19 protein-coding genes are annotated in these 18,633 nt (G+C 58.7%); 8 read left to right on the top strand and 11 right to left on the bottom strand.

Features of this window, described 5'->3' with window-relative positions; genetic code table 11:
* Positions 1-31 precede the first annotated feature (31 nt).
* The 4 genes from MRBLMR1_RS19875 to MRBLMR1_RS19860 all read right to left on the bottom strand — a co-directional run bounded on the left by MRBLMR1_RS19875 (position 32) and on the right by MRBLMR1_RS19860 (position 2,965).
* Positions 32-574, bottom strand: a complete 543-nt coding sequence (locus MRBLMR1_RS19875; protein WP_500065819.1) for a PAS domain-containing protein — start codon at positions 572-574, stop codon at positions 32-34.
* A gap of 408 nt (positions 575-982) precedes the next feature.
* Complete coding sequence (locus MRBLMR1_RS19870; protein WP_500065817.1) at positions 983-1,942, bottom strand: DUF3618 domain-containing protein; 960 nt, start codon at positions 1,940-1,942, stop codon at positions 983-985.
* Positions 1,942-2,358, bottom strand: coding sequence for a phage holin family protein (locus MRBLMR1_RS19865; protein ID WP_206829073.1), 417 nt, complete (start codon positions 2,356-2,358; stop codon positions 1,942-1,944). The genes MRBLMR1_RS19870 and MRBLMR1_RS19865 overlap by 1 nt, the downstream gene beginning before the upstream one ends.
* Positions 2,351-2,965, bottom strand: coding sequence for a nutrient deprivation-induced protein (locus MRBLMR1_RS19860; protein ID WP_206829072.1), 615 nt, complete (start codon positions 2,963-2,965; stop codon positions 2,351-2,353). Before MRBLMR1_RS19860 ends, MRBLMR1_RS19865 begins: the two co-directional genes overlap by 8 nt.
* A gap of 189 nt (positions 2,966-3,154) precedes the next feature.
* Between MRBLMR1_RS19860 and MRBLMR1_RS19855 the strand changes: the two genes are divergently transcribed.
* Complete coding sequence (locus MRBLMR1_RS19855; RefSeq protein WP_500065815.1) at positions 3,155-3,376, top strand: hypothetical protein; 222 nt, start codon at positions 3,155-3,157, stop codon at positions 3,374-3,376.
* A 46-nt stretch (positions 3,377-3,422) separates the two neighbouring features.
* Here MRBLMR1_RS19855 and MRBLMR1_RS19850 read toward each other — a convergent pair whose 3' ends face one another.
* A complete protein-coding gene (locus tag MRBLMR1_RS19850) occupies positions 3,423-3,689 on the bottom strand; it encodes a hypothetical protein (protein ID WP_206829101.1) in 267 nt (88 codons plus the stop codon).
* Between the two features lie 274 nt (positions 3,690-3,963).
* On the opposite strand from MRBLMR1_RS19850, the gene MRBLMR1_RS19845 reads away from it, so the two are divergent.
* The 4 genes from MRBLMR1_RS19845 (at position 3,964) to MRBLMR1_RS19830 (ending at position 12,714) form a co-directional block, all read left to right on the top strand.
* Positions 3,964-4,803: a glycosyltransferase gene (locus tag MRBLMR1_RS19845; RefSeq protein WP_404946386.1), complete on the top strand. Its 840-nt coding sequence runs from the start codon at positions 3,964-3,966 to the stop codon at positions 4,801-4,803.
* Between the two features lie 192 nt (positions 4,804-4,995).
* Positions 4,996-7,236, top strand: a complete 2,241-nt coding sequence (gene glf, locus MRBLMR1_RS19840; RefSeq protein ID WP_404946385.1) for a UDP-galactopyranose mutase — start codon at positions 4,996-4,998, stop codon at positions 7,234-7,236.
* Positions 7,229-10,468, top strand: a complete 3,240-nt coding sequence (locus tag MRBLMR1_RS19835; RefSeq protein ID WP_500065830.1) for a glycosyltransferase — start codon at positions 7,229-7,231, stop codon at positions 10,466-10,468. Before glf ends, MRBLMR1_RS19835 begins: the two co-directional genes overlap by 8 nt.
* Positions 10,465-12,714 carry a glycosyltransferase gene (locus MRBLMR1_RS19830; protein ID WP_404946384.1) on the top strand — a complete coding sequence of 750 codons (2,250 nt, stop codon included), beginning with the start codon at positions 10,465-10,467 and terminating at the stop codon, positions 12,712-12,714. The genes MRBLMR1_RS19835 and MRBLMR1_RS19830 overlap by 4 nt, the downstream gene beginning before the upstream one ends.
* Positions 12,715-13,646: 932 nt before the next feature.
* Here the strand turns inward: MRBLMR1_RS19830 and MRBLMR1_RS19825 are convergent.
* The 5 genes from MRBLMR1_RS19825 to MRBLMR1_RS19805 all read right to left on the bottom strand — a co-directional run bounded on the left by MRBLMR1_RS19825 (position 13,647) and on the right by MRBLMR1_RS19805 (position 15,592).
* Positions 13,647-13,925 (bottom strand): hypothetical protein, encoded by a 279-nt coding sequence (locus MRBLMR1_RS19825; RefSeq protein WP_148147888.1) that lies wholly within the window; start codon positions 13,923-13,925, stop codon positions 13,647-13,649.
* Positions 13,926-13,935: 10 nt separating this feature from the next.
* Positions 13,936-14,235 (bottom strand): DUF982 domain-containing protein, encoded by a 300-nt coding sequence (locus MRBLMR1_RS19820; RefSeq protein WP_148147934.1) that lies wholly within the window; start codon positions 14,233-14,235, stop codon positions 13,936-13,938.
* 77 nt (positions 14,236-14,312) lie between these two features.
* The gene (locus MRBLMR1_RS19815; protein WP_183686993.1) at positions 14,313-14,786 is read right to left on the bottom strand and encodes an Hsp20 family protein; all 474 of its coding nucleotides are present in this window, start codon (positions 14,784-14,786) and stop codon (positions 14,313-14,315) included.
* 149 nt (positions 14,787-14,935) lie between these two features.
* Positions 14,936-15,226, bottom strand: a complete 291-nt coding sequence (locus MRBLMR1_RS19810; RefSeq protein ID WP_500065811.1) for a hypothetical protein — start codon at positions 15,224-15,226, stop codon at positions 14,936-14,938.
* A gap of 93 nt (positions 15,227-15,319) precedes the next feature.
* Positions 15,320-15,592 carry an usg protein gene (locus MRBLMR1_RS19805; protein WP_183686991.1) on the bottom strand — a complete coding sequence of 91 codons (273 nt, stop codon included), beginning with the start codon at positions 15,590-15,592 and terminating at the stop codon, positions 15,320-15,322.
* 275 nt (positions 15,593-15,867) lie between these two features.
* Here MRBLMR1_RS19805 and MRBLMR1_RS19800 point away from each other — a divergent pair, with 275 nt between their 5' ends.
* Genes MRBLMR1_RS19800 through MRBLMR1_RS19790 form a run of 3 tightly spaced genes read left to right on the top strand, consistent with a single transcriptional unit; the run spans position 15,868 to position 18,152 of the window.
* Positions 15,868-16,182, top strand: coding sequence for a co-chaperone GroES (locus MRBLMR1_RS19800; protein ID WP_183686989.1), 315 nt, complete (start codon positions 15,868-15,870; stop codon positions 16,180-16,182).
* 52 nt (positions 16,183-16,234) lie between these two features.
* Complete coding sequence (gene groL, locus MRBLMR1_RS19795) at positions 16,235-17,863, top strand: chaperonin GroEL (protein WP_148147893.1); 1,629 nt, start codon at positions 16,235-16,237, stop codon at positions 17,861-17,863.
* Positions 17,864-17,918: 55 nt separating this feature from the next.
* The gene (locus MRBLMR1_RS19790; RefSeq protein WP_148147894.1) at positions 17,919-18,152 is read left to right on the top strand and encodes a hypothetical protein; all 234 of its coding nucleotides are present in this window, start codon (positions 17,919-17,921) and stop codon (positions 18,150-18,152) included.
* A gap of 52 nt (positions 18,153-18,204) precedes the next feature.
* On the opposite strand, the gene MRBLMR1_RS19785 is transcribed toward MRBLMR1_RS19790, so the two are convergent.
* Positions 18,205-18,435 carry a VOC family protein gene (locus MRBLMR1_RS19785; protein WP_500065808.1) on the bottom strand — a complete coding sequence of 77 codons (231 nt, stop codon included), beginning with the start codon at positions 18,433-18,435 and terminating at the stop codon, positions 18,205-18,207.
* Between the last annotated feature and the right edge of the window lie 198 nt (positions 18,436-18,633).

Genomic DNA, 18,633 nt, shown 5'->3' with positions numbered 1-18,633 from the left:
TTCTGCTGGGGATCCGGAAACTGCGCCAGGATCAGTCTACAAAGTCGATAGCAACCCAACCTGCTTCGGAAAGGAGAGTGTGCGCCGCTGAAATCGCATGAACGCGGCGCTGCACCGCAATGGCATAAGCCGCCGGCTCAGTTGCTCGGCTCAGACGCACAATGCTTTCCACAATCGCGAGGGCATTTCGCGCTCGATGATCAACCTCCATGAGCAACCGACGCTCGGAGGCCTCGAGTTCCTTCATCTTCCGGAAATCAGTCACATCCAGCTGAGAGGCGAAGTAGTAGGCAAGCTGCTGATCGTCATCTCTGATCGGGCTGAAATGCAACTCGTTCCAGAACGCCGTTCCGTCTTTCTTATAGTTCAGAATGTCGACCGTAGCCTCAAGCTCGCCGGCTATCGCATATCGAAGTTGGTCGACAACAGCTCGATCCGTATTCTCTCCCTGCAGAAACCTGCAGTTGCGTCCAAGTACCTCTCTACTCTCATACCCCGTCAGATTGAGAAACGCCTTGTTGGCAAGAATGATCGGGTGATCGGGATGGCGGGCATCAGTGAGGACAAGCGGCATACGCGTTCGCTCAAATGCAGCGGCGGATAGCTCCTTGTAATCACGGATCCCCTGGGAGCAGCGGCCGTAGGCTTGTCGCCATGGACTGGGCTATCTGGCACATGCCACCTCATTCAAATGCTGAGCGTAACTCCACAACGAGGTTGTTGTTTCATGGGATATTTTAGGCCCGCCATCACCAGGATTATCATTGCTCCAGCAACAGCCTTAGCCCATCAATCAGCGTCGACTGCAAGTCAGGATCTGATTGACGAGTTAATGTCCTTGAAAATCGAAGCGTCACCGTCGTCGATCATTGGAACTCAAGAATGGCAACAGCTACTCCTCTCGCGCCCCGTCACGGGCTCTGAGAGACGGCGAATAGATCGCCGCCCCGAGCATCGCCGTCCGGAATAAGGGGCTAGGACATTAACTCGTCGATGAAGGGCGTTCGCCGTCTTGGGCTTCCTCGCGTATGCGATCGTGCGCGACGTCGTGAACATCTGCCGCAACTGAAACGGCCTTATTATAGGCCTCCGAGGCGATGCTTCCAGCTTTATCAAATGTTTTGGAAGCTTCAGCCGATACACGCATTTTGACACCGTCAGCGGCATCGCCAAGCGCTTCATCCTCCATCTGGGTCCGGGGAAGAGCGGCGCCGATTGCAGCACCGACGGCGAAGGCGAGCGCGCCGCCCACAAGTGGTTGATCCTTAAAATGCTTCTGAATGGCCTCATTGAACTGCGCGCCGGTGTGGGCTGCACTGTGCCCAGCGTCAGACAGTGTTTGGCCTGTCCTGCCTGCCGACCGCGTCAGATCGCTCCACGTATTTGAGACCCAACCGGACGCCTCTTCAAACAGCTTCCCCGCTTCGTCACGCAGGTCATTGTACTGACGCCCGGTAGCGTCGGCGAAGCCTCGAAAGGTCTTGCCGCTCTCATCGACAAAATGTCCTGCACGACGCCCTGTCTCGTCTGTCAGCGCCTTATACTGGCTGCCACCACCATCCGTGAAATGGCTATAGCGCTTATCTCCGTCGATCCTGACTGGTCCCGATCGGCGAAGGTCCCCTTTGACGATTGCTAGCGGATACTCCTCCTTACCTCGACTGGCAGAAGATGAAATGTTTGTCTTCGGACCCGCCATCAAACATGCAAGTCCGACGCCCAGCAGTGCCATGGGCATAGGGTTGTTTCTGACCGCTGCACCGAGATTGGACACGTACTCGCCTCCGCCGCTCGATTTGGCGTAATTGAGAATTTCATCTACCAACTGTCCGGGCGACATGCGTTGCCGGATCGCGTCAAGCCGGTCTTCGATGCGACGGCGGTCTTCAGCAATTTCTTGCTCGATTTCCGCAGAATTTCGATTTTCTGAAGTGTAGGCCATCACGTTCTATCCTTCACGATTTTCGCATCCTGATGAAGCGAGGCGGTGGTGCGGTCGAGCTTGAGGTTGCCGCCCTGGAACGCCGCAAGGCCGCGGGTGATGAGGCCCCACGCAACCAATGCGGCGACAAGGCCGACAACAACAGATGAAAGGGCATCAGCGTTGTGTTCTGCCATGCCTTGCGCCACCAGAAATGCGGCAAGTCCATTCACCAAGGCCGCCAACAACACGCCGACGGCGCATATTGCGAGGACCAGACCGGCGGCGAATGCCTCGACGCCGACCAGAGCATGCGCGATTTTTTCGGAGGCTTCAGTCTTTGCGAGATTGATCTCCTTGCGAAACAGCCCGGAAATATCCCCGACAAGGCCGGTTACGAGTTCCGAGAGCGATCTTTCTTCCGTTGAGTTAGCCATTGCTGCGATCCTCTCTGCTGTATTGGCTTGTTGAAGCCGCACCAGACGGGGTGATCCCGATGGATACAGGAGCGGTGGGATTTTGCTCCGCTCTTGTTTTGCCGGCTGTGGATGGGCCATGTGCAGCCGAAGCGGTAATAAACCGGCTGGCGGCCAGGCCAGCAATGGCCGCGACTCCCAGAAAGGCAAGCGGCTGCTTGCGGCCAAAGTCTTCAGCCATTCCAGCGATCTCCGCCAGGCTGCGATCCTGAATGTTGTCGGAAAACGTCTTCATTGAGGTACCGATGCTGCGAGCAAACTTGCTCAAATCCCGATCGTCACCTTGTTCGAGTTCTTGTGCCACCCTGCCGATCGCAGCGGCAACGCTGCTCACCTTGCCAGCAATCAAGTTTTTCTGGCCCTCGACCGAGGCCTTGGCTTTTTCGGACGCACCAGACAGTTCTTGTCGCGCAAAATCGGACGCCGAACTAAAATCATCAGACAGTTTCTGTTTGATGTCGCCCGCCGCAGCGCCTCTCTCGACGATACCGTCGGCCTTTGAAGGGCTGTCCTTGTCAGGACCAGGGGCGGTCCGGCCGGAGCTGAAGCCCTGATTTATGTCCGTCATGAAACTCTCCCTTGAATGATCGGTCGTCATGCGACCGGCGCTCGAACCAGAGGAAGTTCGAATAGTTCCTTCAGCACAGACAAGATTATCGTTCGTCCATAGTCATCGAAATTATCCCGCATCCGGGCGCGGAAAAAAGGAACCATCTGCCACACCTCTTGTTAGCAGCACAGGAGAGGAGCTTTCGTTATGAGCGTTGCTATACGGACTGCCGGTGGGCAGGATACAACGGACCAATCGCCGCGATGGGAGGGCCCGGAAGAAATGCGCCCATGTGGCTATCTCACTGCGAAGGACAATCCCGACGCGGACAGAGACGCAGTCAACGACATTTGGACGCTCGAATTGGGTTACACCGAAGCTGCGGGACTCGTCAGACCACGCTTGATGAAGAACAGGAAACCGACCTGACGCTCTCGTCAATCGCCACGTCTGTGGTGAATCAGAACGCCGAGGGCTAATCTTCGGTCATTTTCATGCATACCAATATATCCAAAGTTTTTAGGTCGCCGCCATTGGCGGCGTCATTCACACCCGGACGCATATTCTGGGGAGGCTTCACCATACGAGCATTGGAGCAATCGTGGTCGATACGAGTAGGATTTTTGAGTTGGACCCAGATCTCACTGAACATTGCAAAAAAACCGGCTTTAATTCTGGCCTTCAGCGCTGAGGACCGCCCACTGATGGTCGGTGCGGGAAGACCACGTAATATCATCGTCATTAGCGACTTCCAGGACGGCCCTCCCTGCAGGGCGGACGTTCCGCCGGCGAGCTTGTTTCGCCGGCAATGGATGGAGGGCTCTCGAGGAGACCCACCGGATCCGTCACGGTCATCAGTGCCGGTGGACGTGGACGGTGGGTATATAGAGCGGTTCCCCCTCGCCGTTCTCAAAAGCGGCTTGGCCGACACTGCCGAAATATGGACCCATTGGCGAGGAGAGAGCCCTCCGTCGGATCGTTGGGAAAATCCAATCTTACGAAGGCGAGCGTTCCGGATGAACGGGCCCGACGCGCCGTTTCGCTCCAATGATATGCTCGGTTACCTGCAAGCATTTGGGGCCCCGACGATTTTATGCGTTTGGGGCCTCGGTGTTAATGAAGATATCCTATCGGCTTGCCGCGACAGCTTCAAGATCTACAACTCGATTGACGCGCCCGCGCTGCGCGTTCCAATTGAGGTCAGCCGCCATTTTGATCTAGTCCTTACTGGGGCGGAGTGGCAATCGGAAGCAGTACGCGCACGTCATCCGCGGATGCGGACAGCCATTATGCCGATAGGACCAGAGTTCGCCTCCGGCAGCACTTTCAGGCCCCTCGGTCTGCCGAAAACCTATGATGTGATCTATGTCGCCGCAGCACAGCCGTACAAGCGGCACGATATTCTGTTCGAAGCTTTGCGAAAGCTGCCCCGGTCGATCAAGGCGTTATGCGTCTGCGGTTATGGCGAAATGATAGGTGACCTTCATGACCAAGCGCGCAGCTTGGCGATCAACGTCGATTTCGTCGATCCGCCGGGAGTTCCATTTGGTGAGGTTAATCGACTGATGAACCAAGCCAAAGTCGGAGTGGTCTGCGGGGTCAACGATGGGGCTCCCGCCATCTTGACTGAATACATGTTGGCAGGTCTCCCCGTTCTCGCCAACGATCAGCTGTGTTGCGGGCTGCAGTACATCACGTCTGAGACAGGCCGCACGTCTTCGCAGGATAGGTTCCATCAAGGCATAAGCGACATGCTGGAGGTGCACGACAGCTTCCACCCTCGCGATACCGTCCTTCGAAACTGGGCCTGGCAGCACAGTATACAAAAACTCGAGCGGATCATCGACGGTTCTTAGCCGGATATATTTTGCGGCGGTTGGAACTCGTGGACAAATCCTCTGTTCGAGGGGCTGGCGACCTTGGGGTGTTCAATGAATTTAGTGAGTGCATTTACGCAATCGTCCAATGTGAGCGTGCCGGCCAATGCTCCTCTCGTCTGCTTTTCTCACCTAAGGTGGGATTTTGTGCTGCAGCGACCACAGCATCTCATGCAACGTTTCTCACTGGAGCGTCAGGTCTTCTTTTTTGAAGAATTCATTCCGAGCGATCATCATCTGCCATACCTGGAGATCCACCCATTCGAAGGAACTAGCGTCAAGGCAATCCGTCCGCGCGTTCCCCATTGGTGGAGCGAAGCCGATCGAGAGGCTGCTCTTTCCCGCCTGCTGGACGATCTGCTGGCATTGCATGGCGGCCGGAAACCTGTCCTCTGGTTCTACACGCCGATGATGTTCGGCTTTGCCAAGCATGTCGAAGCCGCGGCCGTCATCTATGACTGCATGGACGAGCTGGCCAATTTCAAGCTGGCTCCCGCAAACATTAGGGAAACGGAAGACGCTCTGATTACCCGCGCGGACGCGGTCTTCACCGGCGGTTTCAGCCTTTACGAGGTGAAGAAACATCGGCACGACAATATCCATCCCTTCCCGTCGAGCGTCGATGCCCATCACTTCCGCAGGTCCCGTTGCAGATTGCCTGAGCCGGTGGACCAGGCGGCCATCCCTCACCCCCGCCTTGGGTACTACGGCGTCATCGATGAAAGGCTGGATCTTGAATTGATCCGCTCCACGGCGGCAGCGCGGTCCGGCTTTTCATTTGTCTTTCTCGGACCTGTCGCCAAGATTTCGCCCGACGATTTGCCCCAGGCGCCCAACATCCATTACCTCGGGCGCAAAACCTATGCCGATCTGCCGGCCTATCTGTCAGGTTGGGACGTGGCCCTAATGCCATTTGCCCTGAACGAGGCAACCCGTTTCATCAGCCCAACCAAGACACCCGAATATCTTGCGGCCGGCCGGCCGGTCGTCGGCACGCGTGTCACCGACGTCGTGCGCACCTATGGCAACGTGCCCGGCGTATTCCTGGCCGACGGTGTAGAGAATTTCGGGAAAGCCTGCGATGCCGCACTGGCAATGACACGATCGAGCAGTAACTGGCTGCAGGCCGTGGACGAAGTTCTTGCGCAGTCGTCTTGGGACGCCACATTCGACAGCATGTCGGCTTTGGTCGAGCAGGCAGTCTCGTGCAGCGCCACCGTGCCTCCTCCGCCCAAAAGACTGTTGCTGCGCAATCCTCGGCGTACCGAACCGGAAAAATACGACTATCTGATCGTGGGAGCAGGTTTTGCGGGATCGGTTCTGGCCGAACGCCTGGCCGACGGTTCGAACAAGAAGATCCTGGTCTGCGACAAGCGGCCCCATATCGGCGGCAATGCCTACGATCATTACGACGAGGCCGGCATCCTGGTACACAAATACGGGCCGCATATCTTCCATACCAATAGCGAGGATGTCTTTGCTTACCTGTCACGCTTCACCGCATGGCGACCCTACGAACATCGTGTGCTGGCCCAGATCGGCGATCTGCGTCTCCCTGTCCCGATCAACCGCACAACCCTCAACGGCCTCTACGGTCTCGATCTCTCCACGGAAGCAGCCGCGGCCCTGTTTCTGGCGGGCCGAGCCGAACCATGTGATCCGATCGTGACGTCGAAAGACGTCGTGATATCGCAGGTTGGATCAGAACTTTATCGCATGTTTTTCGAAGGTTACACCCGCAAGCAATGGGGCCTCGATCCGTCCGACCTCGACCGTTCGGTAACGGCGCGCATCCCGACCCGCACCAACGAGGACGACCGCTATTTCCTCGATACGTTCCAGGCCATGCCGCTTGATGGCTACACCCGCATGTTCGAGCGGATGCTGGACCATGAGAACATTAGAGTAATGCTGGACACCGATTTTGCGGAACTCGATCAGGCGGGCTTGGCCAGCCACACGATCTTCACCGGACCTATCGACGAATATTTCGGGCACAGGTTCGGACGCCTGCCCTATCGCAGCCTGAAATTCCGTCACGAGACGCATGATGCGAGGCGGTTACTGCCGGTCGGCGTCGTCAACTTCCCTTCGCAGGACGTGCCGCACACGCGCGTCACCGAATACAAGCATCTGACCGGTCAGGTTCATCGCAAGACCAGCATCAGTTATGAATATGCCTGCGCGGAGGGGGATCCCTATTACCCCATCCCCCGCCCGGAGAACCAGGCGCTCTACAAACGCTATGGGGAGCTGGCGCGCGAGCGGGATGACGTGACCTTCGCTGGGCGGCTGGGCACCTATAAATATTACAACATGGACCAGGTCGTCGGGCAAGCGCTCGCCACCTACAGGCGCTTGCAGAAACGACATGATGTCGGCGGGGTCTTGGCCGATGTCCAGCGTGACTGAAAAGCCGCGTATCCTTCTGGCGACCGACAGTCGGGATCCATCCGGCATGGGCGAGCATATGCTGGCGCTTGCCCGTGGACTGAGCCCGCAATGGGACGTCGGCATCTGCTTGATCTCGGAGGATCGCGCAGGCTTGTTGCCCCGCGCCGCTCGCCATGGACTGGGCGTCAGGATTGCGCGAGATCAACACGAGTTCTGCCGTTGGATGGCAACTGCCTCGCTCGATCTCCTGCATGTCCATGCCGGGATCGGCTGGGAGGGGCATGACTTGGCCGCAGCCGGATTGGCCGCGGGCATCCCGGTCATCAGGACCGAGCATCTCCCCTATATGCTGACCGACCCCGAACAGCAGGAGCGATACCAACAGCAGACGCGGGACCTCGCCCACCACATCGTCGTCTCCACCGCCTCGGCTGCAAGCTTCCATGACCGGATCGAGCCGACACGCATGACGGTGATCCGCAACGGCATCTTTCCCCTTGCGCCGACACGCGCTTCGTCGCGGATCAGGCGGGAGATGGGATATGAAAGTCGGATCGTCCTGCTGACGATCGCGCGTTTCACGCCCCAGAAGGACCATGCGACCCTGCTGTATGCCCTGCCCGGCATCATCAAATCCTACCCTTCCGTTGTCCTGCTACTGGTCGGCTCGGGCAACGAGCAGGAGACGCTGAGGGTACTGGCGACCGCGCTGGATATTGCTGACCATGTCCACTTCCTCGGGCAGCGGACGGACGTCGCCGACATCATGGCGATCGCCGACCTCTTGATTCTCCCTTCCCGCTTCGAAGGCTTGCCGCTTGTGGTTCTGGAGGCTATGTCGCTTGGGGTTCCGGTGGTTGCGACGCGAATTGGCGGGACCGAGGAAGCGCTGGGCGAAAATCACCCTTTCTTCGCCAAACCCGGCGAACCGCAGTCGATGGCCACTGCCATCGCTGACGCGCTGGCCGAGCCTCACCGCCTTGCGGTAGTCGGGCAGGCCGGAAGCGACCGTTTTCAGACCAGTTTTTCCGCTCACCGAATGGCTGTTGAGACGGGCGCGGTCTACGACCGTTTCGTTAGCAGGCCGGCCAGCCAAATGCAAAAGGACAATTCCATGAAAAAGGCCCGTCTCGCCTTCATCGGCGCCGGGGGCATTGCCCAGCGGCACCTAGACATTCTGGCAGGCTTCGACGATGTGGAGCTCGCCGGTTTTGCTGATCCCGATATCGCCCGCGTCGACCATGCGGCCATGCGCTTCGGCGCGAAATCCTTCCAGCATCATCGCGACATGCTGGACGCCGTGAGCCCGGACGCCGTATACGTCTGCATTCCGCCCTTTGCCCATGGCGAGCCGGAGCGCGATCTGATCGAGCGCGGCATTCCATTCTTCGTCGAAAAACCCGTTTCTCTCGACCTCCCGACTGCCGAGGAGATCTCCAAGGCTGTGACGGCCAGCGGGCTGATCACGAGTGTCGGATACCACTGGCGTTATCTCGATATCGTCGATGAGGCGAAAGGCCTGCTGGCCGAAAACCCCGCCCAACTTCTTTCGGGCTACTGGCTGGATTCCACCCCGCCGCCGCAATGGTGGTGGAAGCAGGACAAGTCCGGCGGCCAGATGATCGAGCAGACGACGCATCTTCTCGATCTGGCACGTTTTCTCGTCGGCGAGGTGACCGAGGTCTACGGGCGCGTCGGCCACCAGGAGCGGCCGGAATTTCCCGGGCTCGACGTGCCGACGGTCACCACCGCAAGCCTCACCTTCCAGGCCGGCGTGGTCGCCAACTTTGCCTCGACCTGCCTGCTTGGCTGGAACCATCGCGTCGGCCTGCACATCTTTGCCGATCGCCTGGCCATCGAACTGACCGACCGCGATATCATGGTCGATGTCGGGCGCGGGCGGCCGATGCGTGGCGCCAATGGCGATCCCGTCTGGCGCGAGGATCGCGACTTCATCGATGCCGTCAGCGGCGGCGAAAACCGCATCCGCTGTTCCTATGCCGATGCGCTCGTCACCCACCGGCTGGCGCTGGCGGTTGTCGCGTCGGCGCGCAGCGGCGAACCCGTGCGGCTGGCCGTACCAGATACGCCGCGCATTCCACCTTCGCCCCTGCGGTTCCAGCCGCGGGTGGAGGCGCCGCAGGGCCTACCGCTCGGTCATCGCAAGGTGCGTTCGCTCGGTGTCGAGGCGCCCGGCCGGGCTTATTTCTTCGAATACGAGGAAGGCCCGACGGCCGATGGCCATGTGCGTCTCGAAACGCTCTATACCGGTTTGTCGGCCGGAACCGAGCTCACCTTCCTGAAAAACACCAACCCGTATTTCCGCTCCCGCTTCGATGGCGGCCGCGGCGTGTTCGTCGAGGACGAGCCCGACCTGCTTTATCCCGTTCCGTTCCTTGGCTACATGGAGGTGGCGCGGGTATCGCAGTCCCTGGCAGGCGACTTCTGCGACGGGGCGGTCATGGCCTCGGCCTACGGACACAAGAGCGGCCACACGGCGGATCCTTCCCATGACGTGCTGATCCCGCTGCCCGAGTGGATCGATCCAGTGCTCGGTGTGCTGGTGGCGCAGATGGGCCCTATCTGCGCTAACGGCATCCTGCACGCAGATGCGGAAGCGTTCGGAATGCACGTTCCCGCGCTCGGCGCCGGCGTGAAGGGCCGTCCGGTCCTTATCATCGGTGCCGGCACCGTCGGACTGATGACCGCGCTGTTTGCGAGGCAACTCGGCGCCTCCGATGTCGTCATCACCGACCCGTCCGACTTCCGCCGCGGCAAGGCGGAGGCAATGGGCCTTACCGCCATGACGGAGGATCAGGCCTGGCAACATGCCAAGGCACGCTGGCATGACGGCGCCATGGGACGCGGGGCGGATCTCGTATTCCAGACCCGCGCCCATGCCGGCAGCCTACAAACGGCGCTCAAGGCCTTGCGGCCGCAAGGCACGGTCATAGACCTGGCTTTCTACCAGGGCGGCGCCGATCATTTGCGGCTGGGTGAGGAATTTCATCACAACGGCCTCAACATCCGCTGTGCGCAGATAAACCGGGTTCCCCGCGGGTTCGCGCCGCTCTGGGATCGTCGCCGGCTTGCCCGCGCGACCCTCGATCTGCTGGCGAAGGAGGGCAAGATGATCCGCGAGCATATGATCACCCACATCGTGGCGATGGACGACGCCCCAGCCTTCCTCACCGACCTGATCGAGAACCGGCCGGACTTTCTCCAGGTCGTGTTTAAGGTGGGCGAATGAGCGTGGAATTTCACCCCCTCCGCATCCTGTTCGTCTTCGCCTGGCTGGTCGTCGGCGGAGAGGAAACCGAGGTGCGTCTGCTTGCACGAAACCTGGACCGCAAGCGCTATCGCATCGAAGTCGTCGCTTGCTTCCGCAAGCCCGGCATGCCGGAACAGACCCATGAACAGCTGCGGTCGCTGGGTGTCGATATCGACACCGCGCCCTACGAATTGTCGTTCGACGACACCGTCGCCTATCTCGCCGGCAAGATCCCCGGCTACGACGTCATCATTTCGTGCCAGAACGTCGCCGATATCTATCCGGCGCTGGAGCGCCTGCATCTTCGCCCACCGCTGATCGAGCATGGCGGGCTCGTTTCCGAAGCGCTGGCGGGACCGAAGCATTTCACCACCCGTTATGTCGGCGTATGTCGTTCGATCCGCGATGCCGCAGCGTCGCTGATGACCGGCCGCGAGCAACATGCCGTCGAAATCCCCTCCATGGTCGATCTTTCCGCCTTCGACCCGCTGCATCGATACGCTGCCCGGACCGCTCTCGGGATTGGCGACGATCAGGTGCTGATCGGCTGGGTGGGCCGTCTCGACCCGAAGAAGAATGTTGAGGACTTCATTGAGGCGGCGGCGCTGGTTCATGCCGTGGATACGCGCGCGCGCTTCGTCGTCGTCGGCGGACCGGACGCGTTCATGTCGGATTATGCGGCGAAACTGAGGACACTGGCGACCGCACGGGGCCTCGACGGCGTGCTGCAGTTTAAGGGCGACCGGAAGGACATCCCTTCCCTGCTGTCGGCATTCGATATCTTCACCTGGCTTTCGCGTGGCGAGGGAATGCCGCACGTCATCGCCGAAGCGGGCGCGGCCGGTCTCCCGGTGATCGCGACGCCCGACAACGGCGCGCTGCAGCAGATCGAGGATGGCGTCTCCGGCCTCTTCGTCCCCTTTGGCGATGCCGCGGCAATTGCCGGGCAGATGCGGTTGCTCATCGCAGTGCCGGATCGCCGGCACGATCTCGGCGCCGCATTGCGGCACAAGGTCGAGACCACCTATTCGGTCGAGGTCGTCATCCCGCAATGGGAAAAACTGCTTCAGGAGGTGCTTGTCGAACGGATTGCAGCCAAACCGTCCGGTCTCTTCCGGTCATTTCTTCAGGGCGGGTTCGAATGTTCGAGCCATCGCCTCCGGCCAGGGGAGAATGGGGCCGAGGGCCGACGCCTCGACATGATCGCGGCCATCGGCCACGACACCCATGCCGCACAGGATTATCGACAGCTTGCCGGCTTCGGTATCCGCACAGTGCGTGACGGATTTCGATGGCACCTGATCGAGAAGGCGGGCAGCTATGACTGGTCGAGTATCCGGCCGATGCTGCGGGCCGCCAAGGATGCCAAGACCCAGGTGATTTGGGACCTGCTGCATTACGGCTGGCCGGACGATCTCGACATCTGGGCACCGCGTTTCGTCGACCGGTTCGCACGCTATTGCGCCGCCTGCGCCCATGTGGTTCGGGAGGAAAGCGACGACGTCCCCTTCTATTGTCCCGTCAACGAGATTTCGTTCTTTTCCTGGGGTGGCGGAGATGCGGGTTATCTCAATCCATTCGCCCATGGCCGCGGCTTCGAGCTGAAGGTGCAGCTCGCCCGCGCCGCGGTCGCGGCCATGGATGCCGTGCTGGCTGTCGATCCACGCGCCCGTTTCGTCCATTGCGACCCCATCATCAATGTCATCACCGATCCCTCGCGACCGTCCGATGCGGGCGTTGCGGAAGGACATCGGCAGTCACAGTTCCAAGGCTGGGACCTGATCGCCGGGCGGATATGGCCGCAGATCGGCGGGAACGAGCGTTATCTCGACATCGTCGGCGTCAACTACTACTTCAACAACCAGTGGATCCACGGCGGACCAATGGTCGACATCGGCGATCCGCTTTACAAGCCACTCAGCAAGCTCCTGATCGAGACCTATGCGCGTTATGGGAAGCCCATGCTGATTGCCGAGACTGGGATCGAGGCCGCGCGGCGTGCGGCGTGGTTCCAATATGTCTCAACTCAGGCTGATCTTGCTATGAAAGCCGGCGTGCCGTTAGGAGGCATCTGCCTTTACCCGATCGTCAACCATCCCGGTTGGGATGACCAACGACCCTGCGAAAATGGTCTGCTCTCGGCAGCCTTCAGCACAACGGGGCGAGAGATCCATCAGCCGCTGGCAGATGCCATCGAGAGCTACAGCTTAGGACCGTATCGATAGGGACTGAAAGTCCTCGAACCGAAGCAGATAAATCTCGAGCCCTTTGGGCTCTTGAGCCAACTCGAGCCTGACACATCTCATACATTCAGTCGGACGAGCAAGTCATTAAGATATTCCAGTTTCTTTCAAAAAAAGCTTAGAGCAATGACAATGGTCCCTGCACTATCAGCCCTTCCAGCCCTACAGCTCCGGCCTACCCCGTAATTCGCGCGAGCATAGATGCCTTGCGGATGCGCCGAACAAGAATGGCGCCGCGCAGCGATGGGAGCCGGGACCTGACGACGTCTCCGTCATCAATGAAGATCATGTGATTACCGCAAATGAGACAGATGTCCTTTTAATGGCTGCCAGAGGTGCGTAGCCCCTTGCGTAGTTCGGCGAGAACCTCGCCGCATTTCATCTCGGTTTTGGGCGGTGAAAATGAGGCAAATGGGCGCTGCAATCTTTGACAAAATTCGAAACAAATCGGCACATCAGATCGGCTTTGAGAAACCGGTGTTCTCAATGAATACTTCAGCGCCGGTATGACTTGGGATGAGGTGATAAAGGCACGCCAAACGGCGGCGTGCTCATGTTGCCAGTGGGCCGGCCTTATGGTGTCTGGCGCGACTGGATGATGGACCATGCAAAAAACACCCGCGCGTCTCGCCTACTTTGGACAGCCTCGCGATTTTGAGCTTTCAAGCGCAGATCTCTGCCGGCATCATTACCTTCAGCGGCGCCTCCGGCGGGGCCTCATCCGAGGCACACTCGGCGCAGCGGGGATGATGCTCGTGCTTGGGCGGCCTTACGGCACGTTTCTCAAGTTCGTGCGCCAGTTATTTGGTCTTCCATCTCTTCCATCCACCGGGAGGATCGAAGCCTATGTCGCTCGGCACGGAACCCTAACCACCCGGATATCCGGCGTGGTAATTGTCCAGGCCGGCCACCCTTCAAGAGAGATACCGCCGGTCGAGTTCGATGAGTGCGTCCCGCACATCATCAATCGATACTGCTTCCGGCGTACCTGGTAACTGTCGAAGTGCCGGTCTCGAATCTAAGGAGTAGAGATCGGATGCCCAAGCGGCCAATATGGTACGCTTGTCATCAACAGACAGCGCTGAGGTTTCTACCACATCGCTAGGCCGCTGGAGTTGCAGGCCTTGCATCAAAACTACAGGCCCTATGGAAACAGCTTTGTCGGCCAGTTGTTGAAAAGTCGTTGCGTCCATGACCACGCCCTCACTGCACATGGGGATCCGTGTTGTTACGCGACCGAGCCGCCACAACCGCCGGCGTCCCGACCGTTACTAGATCATGCTTTTGTGCGAAAGCCACAAAGAACCCTCGCGCAGTCTCTGCTTCGATCTCGCCACGCAGTGCTGCCTGGCACGCGTTAAGGGCGACAGCGTGAGCCCTGTCTCTGAGTGAGCTTGGCCACTCAACAAGGTTTCGGTAGGCATCTGTCACCCCGCGAACTTGCGCCGGGAACCCCAGGCCGACAAGAATGGTGACGGGTTCTTTGAACATATCGGGTTTCATCATTCTCTCCTTTCCTACCCGGAATGTTGACGGGCGCCATCGCAACGGCGCCCTGACCTAATGTACGAGTTTCAGGATCACGCCGCTTTTTGGGCTTCGATCTGTGCTGGAGCGGCAGGGGTCAGCGTAGGTGCGCTCTGGATCGAAATCTTCCGCGGTTTGAGAGCCTCTGGGATTTCACGCACAAGCTCGATCGTCAGAAGACCGTTGTTCAAGTCGGCCCCATCCACGCGCACGTGATCAGCCAGTTCGAAGCGGTGCTCGAACGGACGACCTGCAATGCCGCGATGCAGATAGCCCTCCGACGGAGATTCTTGCTTCTTGCCGGTGACTGTCAGCAGATTGGTCTGGAAGGTGATGTCAAGATCGTCCTGAGCGAAGCCCGCGACCGCGATCGAGATACGGTAGGTGTCGTCATCCGTTTTGACGATGTCATAGGGAGGCCAGTCGTTCGACGAGCGAGCGCGCTGCGCGTTTTCGAGAAGATTGACGATCCGGTCGAAGCCGACGCTCGAACGGTAGAGCGGTGCGTAATCATACGATGTTGCCATAGCCATATCCTCCTTGAAGCAACATGGGTACGGGAATGCCAAAAGCGGCGCTCCCGGCGAAGCCAGCCCATTATCCAGCGGCTGGCGACATTCGATTTTGGTTTGCCGATATTGCGATTCAAGATCTGTCGCGAAAAAAATCGACGGTATTAGTGGATCGAGCGGCTTAGGACGCGATGGGGATAAGTGGCCTTGAACTGCGATATCATTGCACATGCCCGATGCAACAGGCGCGCAGCCGTTTCAGGCGTATCGCGCGCAAGGTCATCAGCGTTGGCACGGATCGCCTGAGCCAAGTTTGCAGACATCAAGGCGAAACGTCCCTCACCATACACCAGAGCGTCTTGGGACGTTGTCTCAAGCCACCGGGCGAAATCGATAATGATTTCTTCCCTTTCGGAAACGCTCGCGTTTTTCATGATCTCGATATTCTGTTCCATGCGGTCTCGACTCCATACAGACGTGGAAAGCGACCGAGCTCATCAAGCCTCGGCCGCCGCTCAGCTAGGAGAGCAAGAAATCGAATTCAAGGTTCACTGCAGCTTGAATTCGCCATCGACGCGCCGCCATTCATTCGGCCCGATCAGGCACTGGTGGCTGTAGCGAACCGAGTGCAGAGGCCCATCGAGAGAGGCCTGCCAGAAATCCAGGAACTTGCGCATCTCGGGGAAATCGGGTGCGAGATCGTAGTCTTGCCAGACATAGGTCTGAAGAGCGAATTCAAAGTCCGGGATACGATAGAGGATTTGTGCGGTTGTAAGACCGTAGCCATTGAGCTGCCGCTCCAGGTCCGATGAGAATTGCATGCTTCATCTCCGTTTCGTAACACTGCGAAGGTGACCCAAATTATGACCGACTTCAAGATGGAACCATTATTGTTGTCGAATTTACCTAACGCGTTCAGTACTTTAGCGGACTCGGTGAACGAGTGCTAATTTTTTCAGAACCCCTCTTGAAATCGAAATATCTAAAAAATAAATTTTGCCCGCGAGCGCTCGACTGAGGTTCGCACCCGTCCGGATTGGTCACCCGGTCCGGCCAGGGTCTTCAACGTCATCATTTTTGCTCAACGGAGGAAAACATGTCGTTCCGACCGCTTCATGATCGCATTCTCGTCCGCCGGGTCGAATCCCAGGATAAGACGAAAGGCGGCATCATCATTCCGGATACCGCCAAGGAAAAGCCATCCGAGGGCGAAGTCGTCGCCGTCGGTCCTGGTGCGCGCAACGAAGCCGGCCAGATCCAGGCGCTCGACGTCAAGGCGGGCGATCGCATCCTGTTCGGCAAATGGTCAGGCACCGAAATCAAGATCAACGGCGAAGACCTGTTGATCATGAAGGAAAGCGACGTCTTGGGCATTATCGAAGCCCAGGCTGAGCAGAAGCAGGCTGCGTAATCACGCACTGCCGCCCATCAGTCAAAAAGCTGCCTATTGAAGGAGTGAACAAATGGCTGCGAAAGAAGTCAAATTCAACACCGATGCCCGTGAACGCATGCTGCGTGGCGTGGATGTTCTCGCCAATGCGGTAAAAGTTACGCTTGGCCCGAAGGGCCGCAACGTCGTCATCGACAAGTCGTTCGGCGCGCCACGCATCACCAAGGACGGCGTTTCGGTTGCCAAGGAAATCGAACTGGAAGACAAGTTCGAAAACATGGGCGCGCAGATGCTGCGCGAAGTGGCATCGAAGACCAATGATCTCGCCGGCGACGGTACCACCACGGCAACTGTCCTCGCACAGGCCATCGTCAAGGAAGGCGCCAAGGCGGTTGCGTCGGGCATGAACCCGATGGACCTGAAGCGCGGCATCGATATCGCCGTGGATGCAGTCGTTAAAGAGCTGAAAGGCAACGCCCGCAAGATCACCAGTAATTCGGAGATTGCCCAGGTCGGTACCATCTCGGCCAATGGCGACGAGGAGATCGGCAAGTATCTGGCCGAAGCGATGGAGAAGGTCGGCAACGAAGGTGTCATTACCGTCGAGGAAGCCAAGACTGCCGAGACCGACCTGGAAGTCGTCGAAGGTATGCAGTTCGACCGCGGTTATCTGTCGCCCTACTTCGTGACCAATCAGGACAAGATGCGGGTCGAGCTCGAAGAGCCTTATATCCTCATCCATGAAAAGAAGCTCTCCAACCTTCAGTCTTTGCTGCCGGTGCTGGAAGCCGTGGTGAAGTCGGGCAAGCCTCTGCTGATCATTGCTGAAGACGTTGAAGGTGAGGCCCTCGCAACGCTCGTCGTCAACAAGCTGCGCGGCGGCCTGAAAATCGCTGCCGTCAAGGCGCCGGGCTTCGGTGATCGCCGCAAGGCTATGCTCGAAGACATCGCTATCCTCACGGGCGGTACTGTCATCGCCGAAGACGTCGGCATAAAGCTGGAGAACGTCACGCTAGACATGCTCGGCCGCGCCAAGAAGGTAGCGATCGAGAAGGAGAACACGACGATCATCGACGGCGTTGGCTCCAAGGCCGAGATCGACGGACGTGTGGCCCAGATCCGCGCCCAGATCGAGGAGACCACCTCCGACTATGACCGCGAAAAGCTGCAGGAGCGTCTCGCCAAACTCGCGGGCGGTGTCGCCGTCATCCGCGTCGGCGGCTCCACCGAAGTCGAGGTGAAAGAGAAGAAGGACCGCGTCGATGACGCCCTTCACGCAACGCGCGCAGCCGTCGAAGAAGGCATTTTGCCTGGTGGTGGCGTAGCATTGCTGCGTGCTGTCAAGGCGTTGGACGGTCTCCCGACTGCCAATGACGATCAGCGGGTTGGCATTGACATCGTCCGCCGGGCGATCGAGGCACCTGTGCGTCAGATCGCTGAGAATGCCGGCGCCGAAGGCTCGATTATCGTTGGCAAGCTCCGGGAAAAGACTGATCTGTCATTCGGATGGAACGCGCAGACCGGCGAGTACGGCGATCTCTATGCCCAGGGCGTCATCGATCCGGCGAAGGTGGTTCGCACTGCCCTTCAGGATGCGGCCTCTGTTGCCGGCCTCCTGGTGACAACGGAAGCGATGATCGCCGAAAAGCCAAAGAAGGACGCCGCGCCCGCCCTGCCCGCCGGTCCGGGCATGGACTTCTAAGGAAGTTGTGGCCCACCCCATTTGTGGGGTGGGCCATTTTTTGGGGAGATAAAAAGTGCTAGCACCGATCTCGAAAGAAGATGCGCGCTTTTGTGCGGGTGTGGTCAAGGAGGTCGCGCGCGCTCAAGGCGTCGTGCGGGATCCAGCTGCGATCGGCAGGCTGACTGCAGTGGTCGCAAAGCTATATAACAGAGGCGTGCATGATCGCGACGAGCTTCACATGGCGGCCGCACGGTCTATTCAGATAGAACTAGATATTCCAGTGGAGCCTAATGAGAAAACGACCTGAGGGCCTGCCCCCAGGCGTATGCACCGGAGCGAAATGAGCTAACGCTACCATCCTAAGCTCTTTTCACAACGACAGATTCTGCACTTCGAAAATTGGGCGCGTCGCAGACAGCCTCGATATTATTGCCATCTGGATCCAGCACAAAGGCCGCGTAATATCTATCGTGGTAGGGCCTTAGACCAGGCGCTCCGTTCGACCTGCCCCCGGCTCTTAGGGCGAGCCGGTGAAATGCGTTGACGTCATCTTGCGACCGAGCCTGGAAAGCGAGATGAATTCGAGACACATACTCATCGGCGGCATCGACATAGATCTCGTCGATGATGAAGTGATCAGCCGAACTCTGGAAAACTTCTTCTAGGCCGCGTCCCCATAAACGGGGTTCATCTTGTCGGCGGTGTGTGATTCAATCTCCTTGAAAGGAGATTGCCATGCGCCGTCACGAATTGAGCGACGAAGAATGGGCTGTCATCGCACCACTTCT

It is taken from the genome of Neorhizobium sp. LMR1-1-1.1 (assembly GCF_040675795.1).
In the GTDB taxonomy this organism is placed as follows: Bacteria; Pseudomonadota; Alphaproteobacteria; order Rhizobiales; family Rhizobiaceae; genus Neorhizobium; species Neorhizobium cellulosilyticum.
Note: the sequence above shows the minus strand (reverse complement) of the source record. Positions and strands in the feature narration are given on the sequence as shown.

Coding starts and splice junctions, on each gene's coding strand:
- groL (WP_148147893.1), top strand. CDS start 16,235: ATGGCTGCGAAAGAAGTCAAATTCAACACCGATGCCCGTGAACGCATG.
- MRBLMR1_RS19800 (WP_183686989.1), top strand. CDS start 15,868: ATGTCGTTCCGACCGCTTCATGATCGCATTCTCGTCCGCCGGGTCGAA.
- MRBLMR1_RS19855 (WP_500065815.1), top strand. CDS start 3,155: ATGAGCGTTGCTATACGGACTGCCGGTGGGCAGGATACAACGGACCAA.
- glf (WP_404946385.1), top strand. CDS start 4,996: ATGCAACGTTTCTCACTGGAGCGTCAGGTCTTCTTTTTTGAAGAATTC.
- MRBLMR1_RS19810 (WP_500065811.1), bottom strand. CDS start 15,226: ATGGAACAGAATATCGAGATCATGAAAAACGCGAGCGTTTCCGAAAGG.
- MRBLMR1_RS19805 (WP_183686991.1), bottom strand. CDS start 15,592: ATGCAATTCTCATCGGACCTGGAGCGGCAGCTCAATGGCTACGGTCTT.
- MRBLMR1_RS19865 (WP_206829073.1), bottom strand. CDS start 2,358: ATGGCTAACTCAACGGAAGAAAGATCGCTCTCGGAACTCGTAACCGGC.
- MRBLMR1_RS19825 (WP_148147888.1), bottom strand. CDS start 13,925: ATGGACGCAACGACTTTTCAACAACTGGCCGACAAAGCTGTTTCCATA.
- MRBLMR1_RS19875 (WP_500065819.1), bottom strand. CDS start 574: ATGCCGCTTGTCCTCACTGATGCCCGCCATCCCGATCACCCGATCATT.
- MRBLMR1_RS19820 (WP_148147934.1), bottom strand. CDS start 14,235: ATGAAACCCGATATGTTCAAAGAACCCGTCACCATTCTTGTCGGCCTG.
- MRBLMR1_RS19815 (WP_183686993.1), bottom strand. CDS start 14,786: ATGGCAACATCGTATGATTACGCACCGCTCTACCGTTCGAGCGTCGGC.
- MRBLMR1_RS19860 (WP_206829072.1), bottom strand. CDS start 2,965: ATGACGGACATAAATCAGGGCTTCAGCTCCGGCCGGACCGCCCCTGGT.
- MRBLMR1_RS19850 (WP_206829101.1), bottom strand. CDS start 3,689: ATGACGATGATATTACGTGGTCTTCCCGCACCGACCATCAGTGGGCGG.
- MRBLMR1_RS19830 (WP_404946384.1), top strand. CDS start 10,465: ATGAGCGTGGAATTTCACCCCCTCCGCATCCTGTTCGTCTTCGCCTGG.
- MRBLMR1_RS19870 (WP_500065817.1), bottom strand. CDS start 1,942: ATGGCCTACACTTCAGAAAATCGAAATTCTGCGGAAATCGAGCAAGAA.
- MRBLMR1_RS19845 (WP_404946386.1), top strand. CDS start 3,964: ATGAACGGGCCCGACGCGCCGTTTCGCTCCAATGATATGCTCGGTTAC.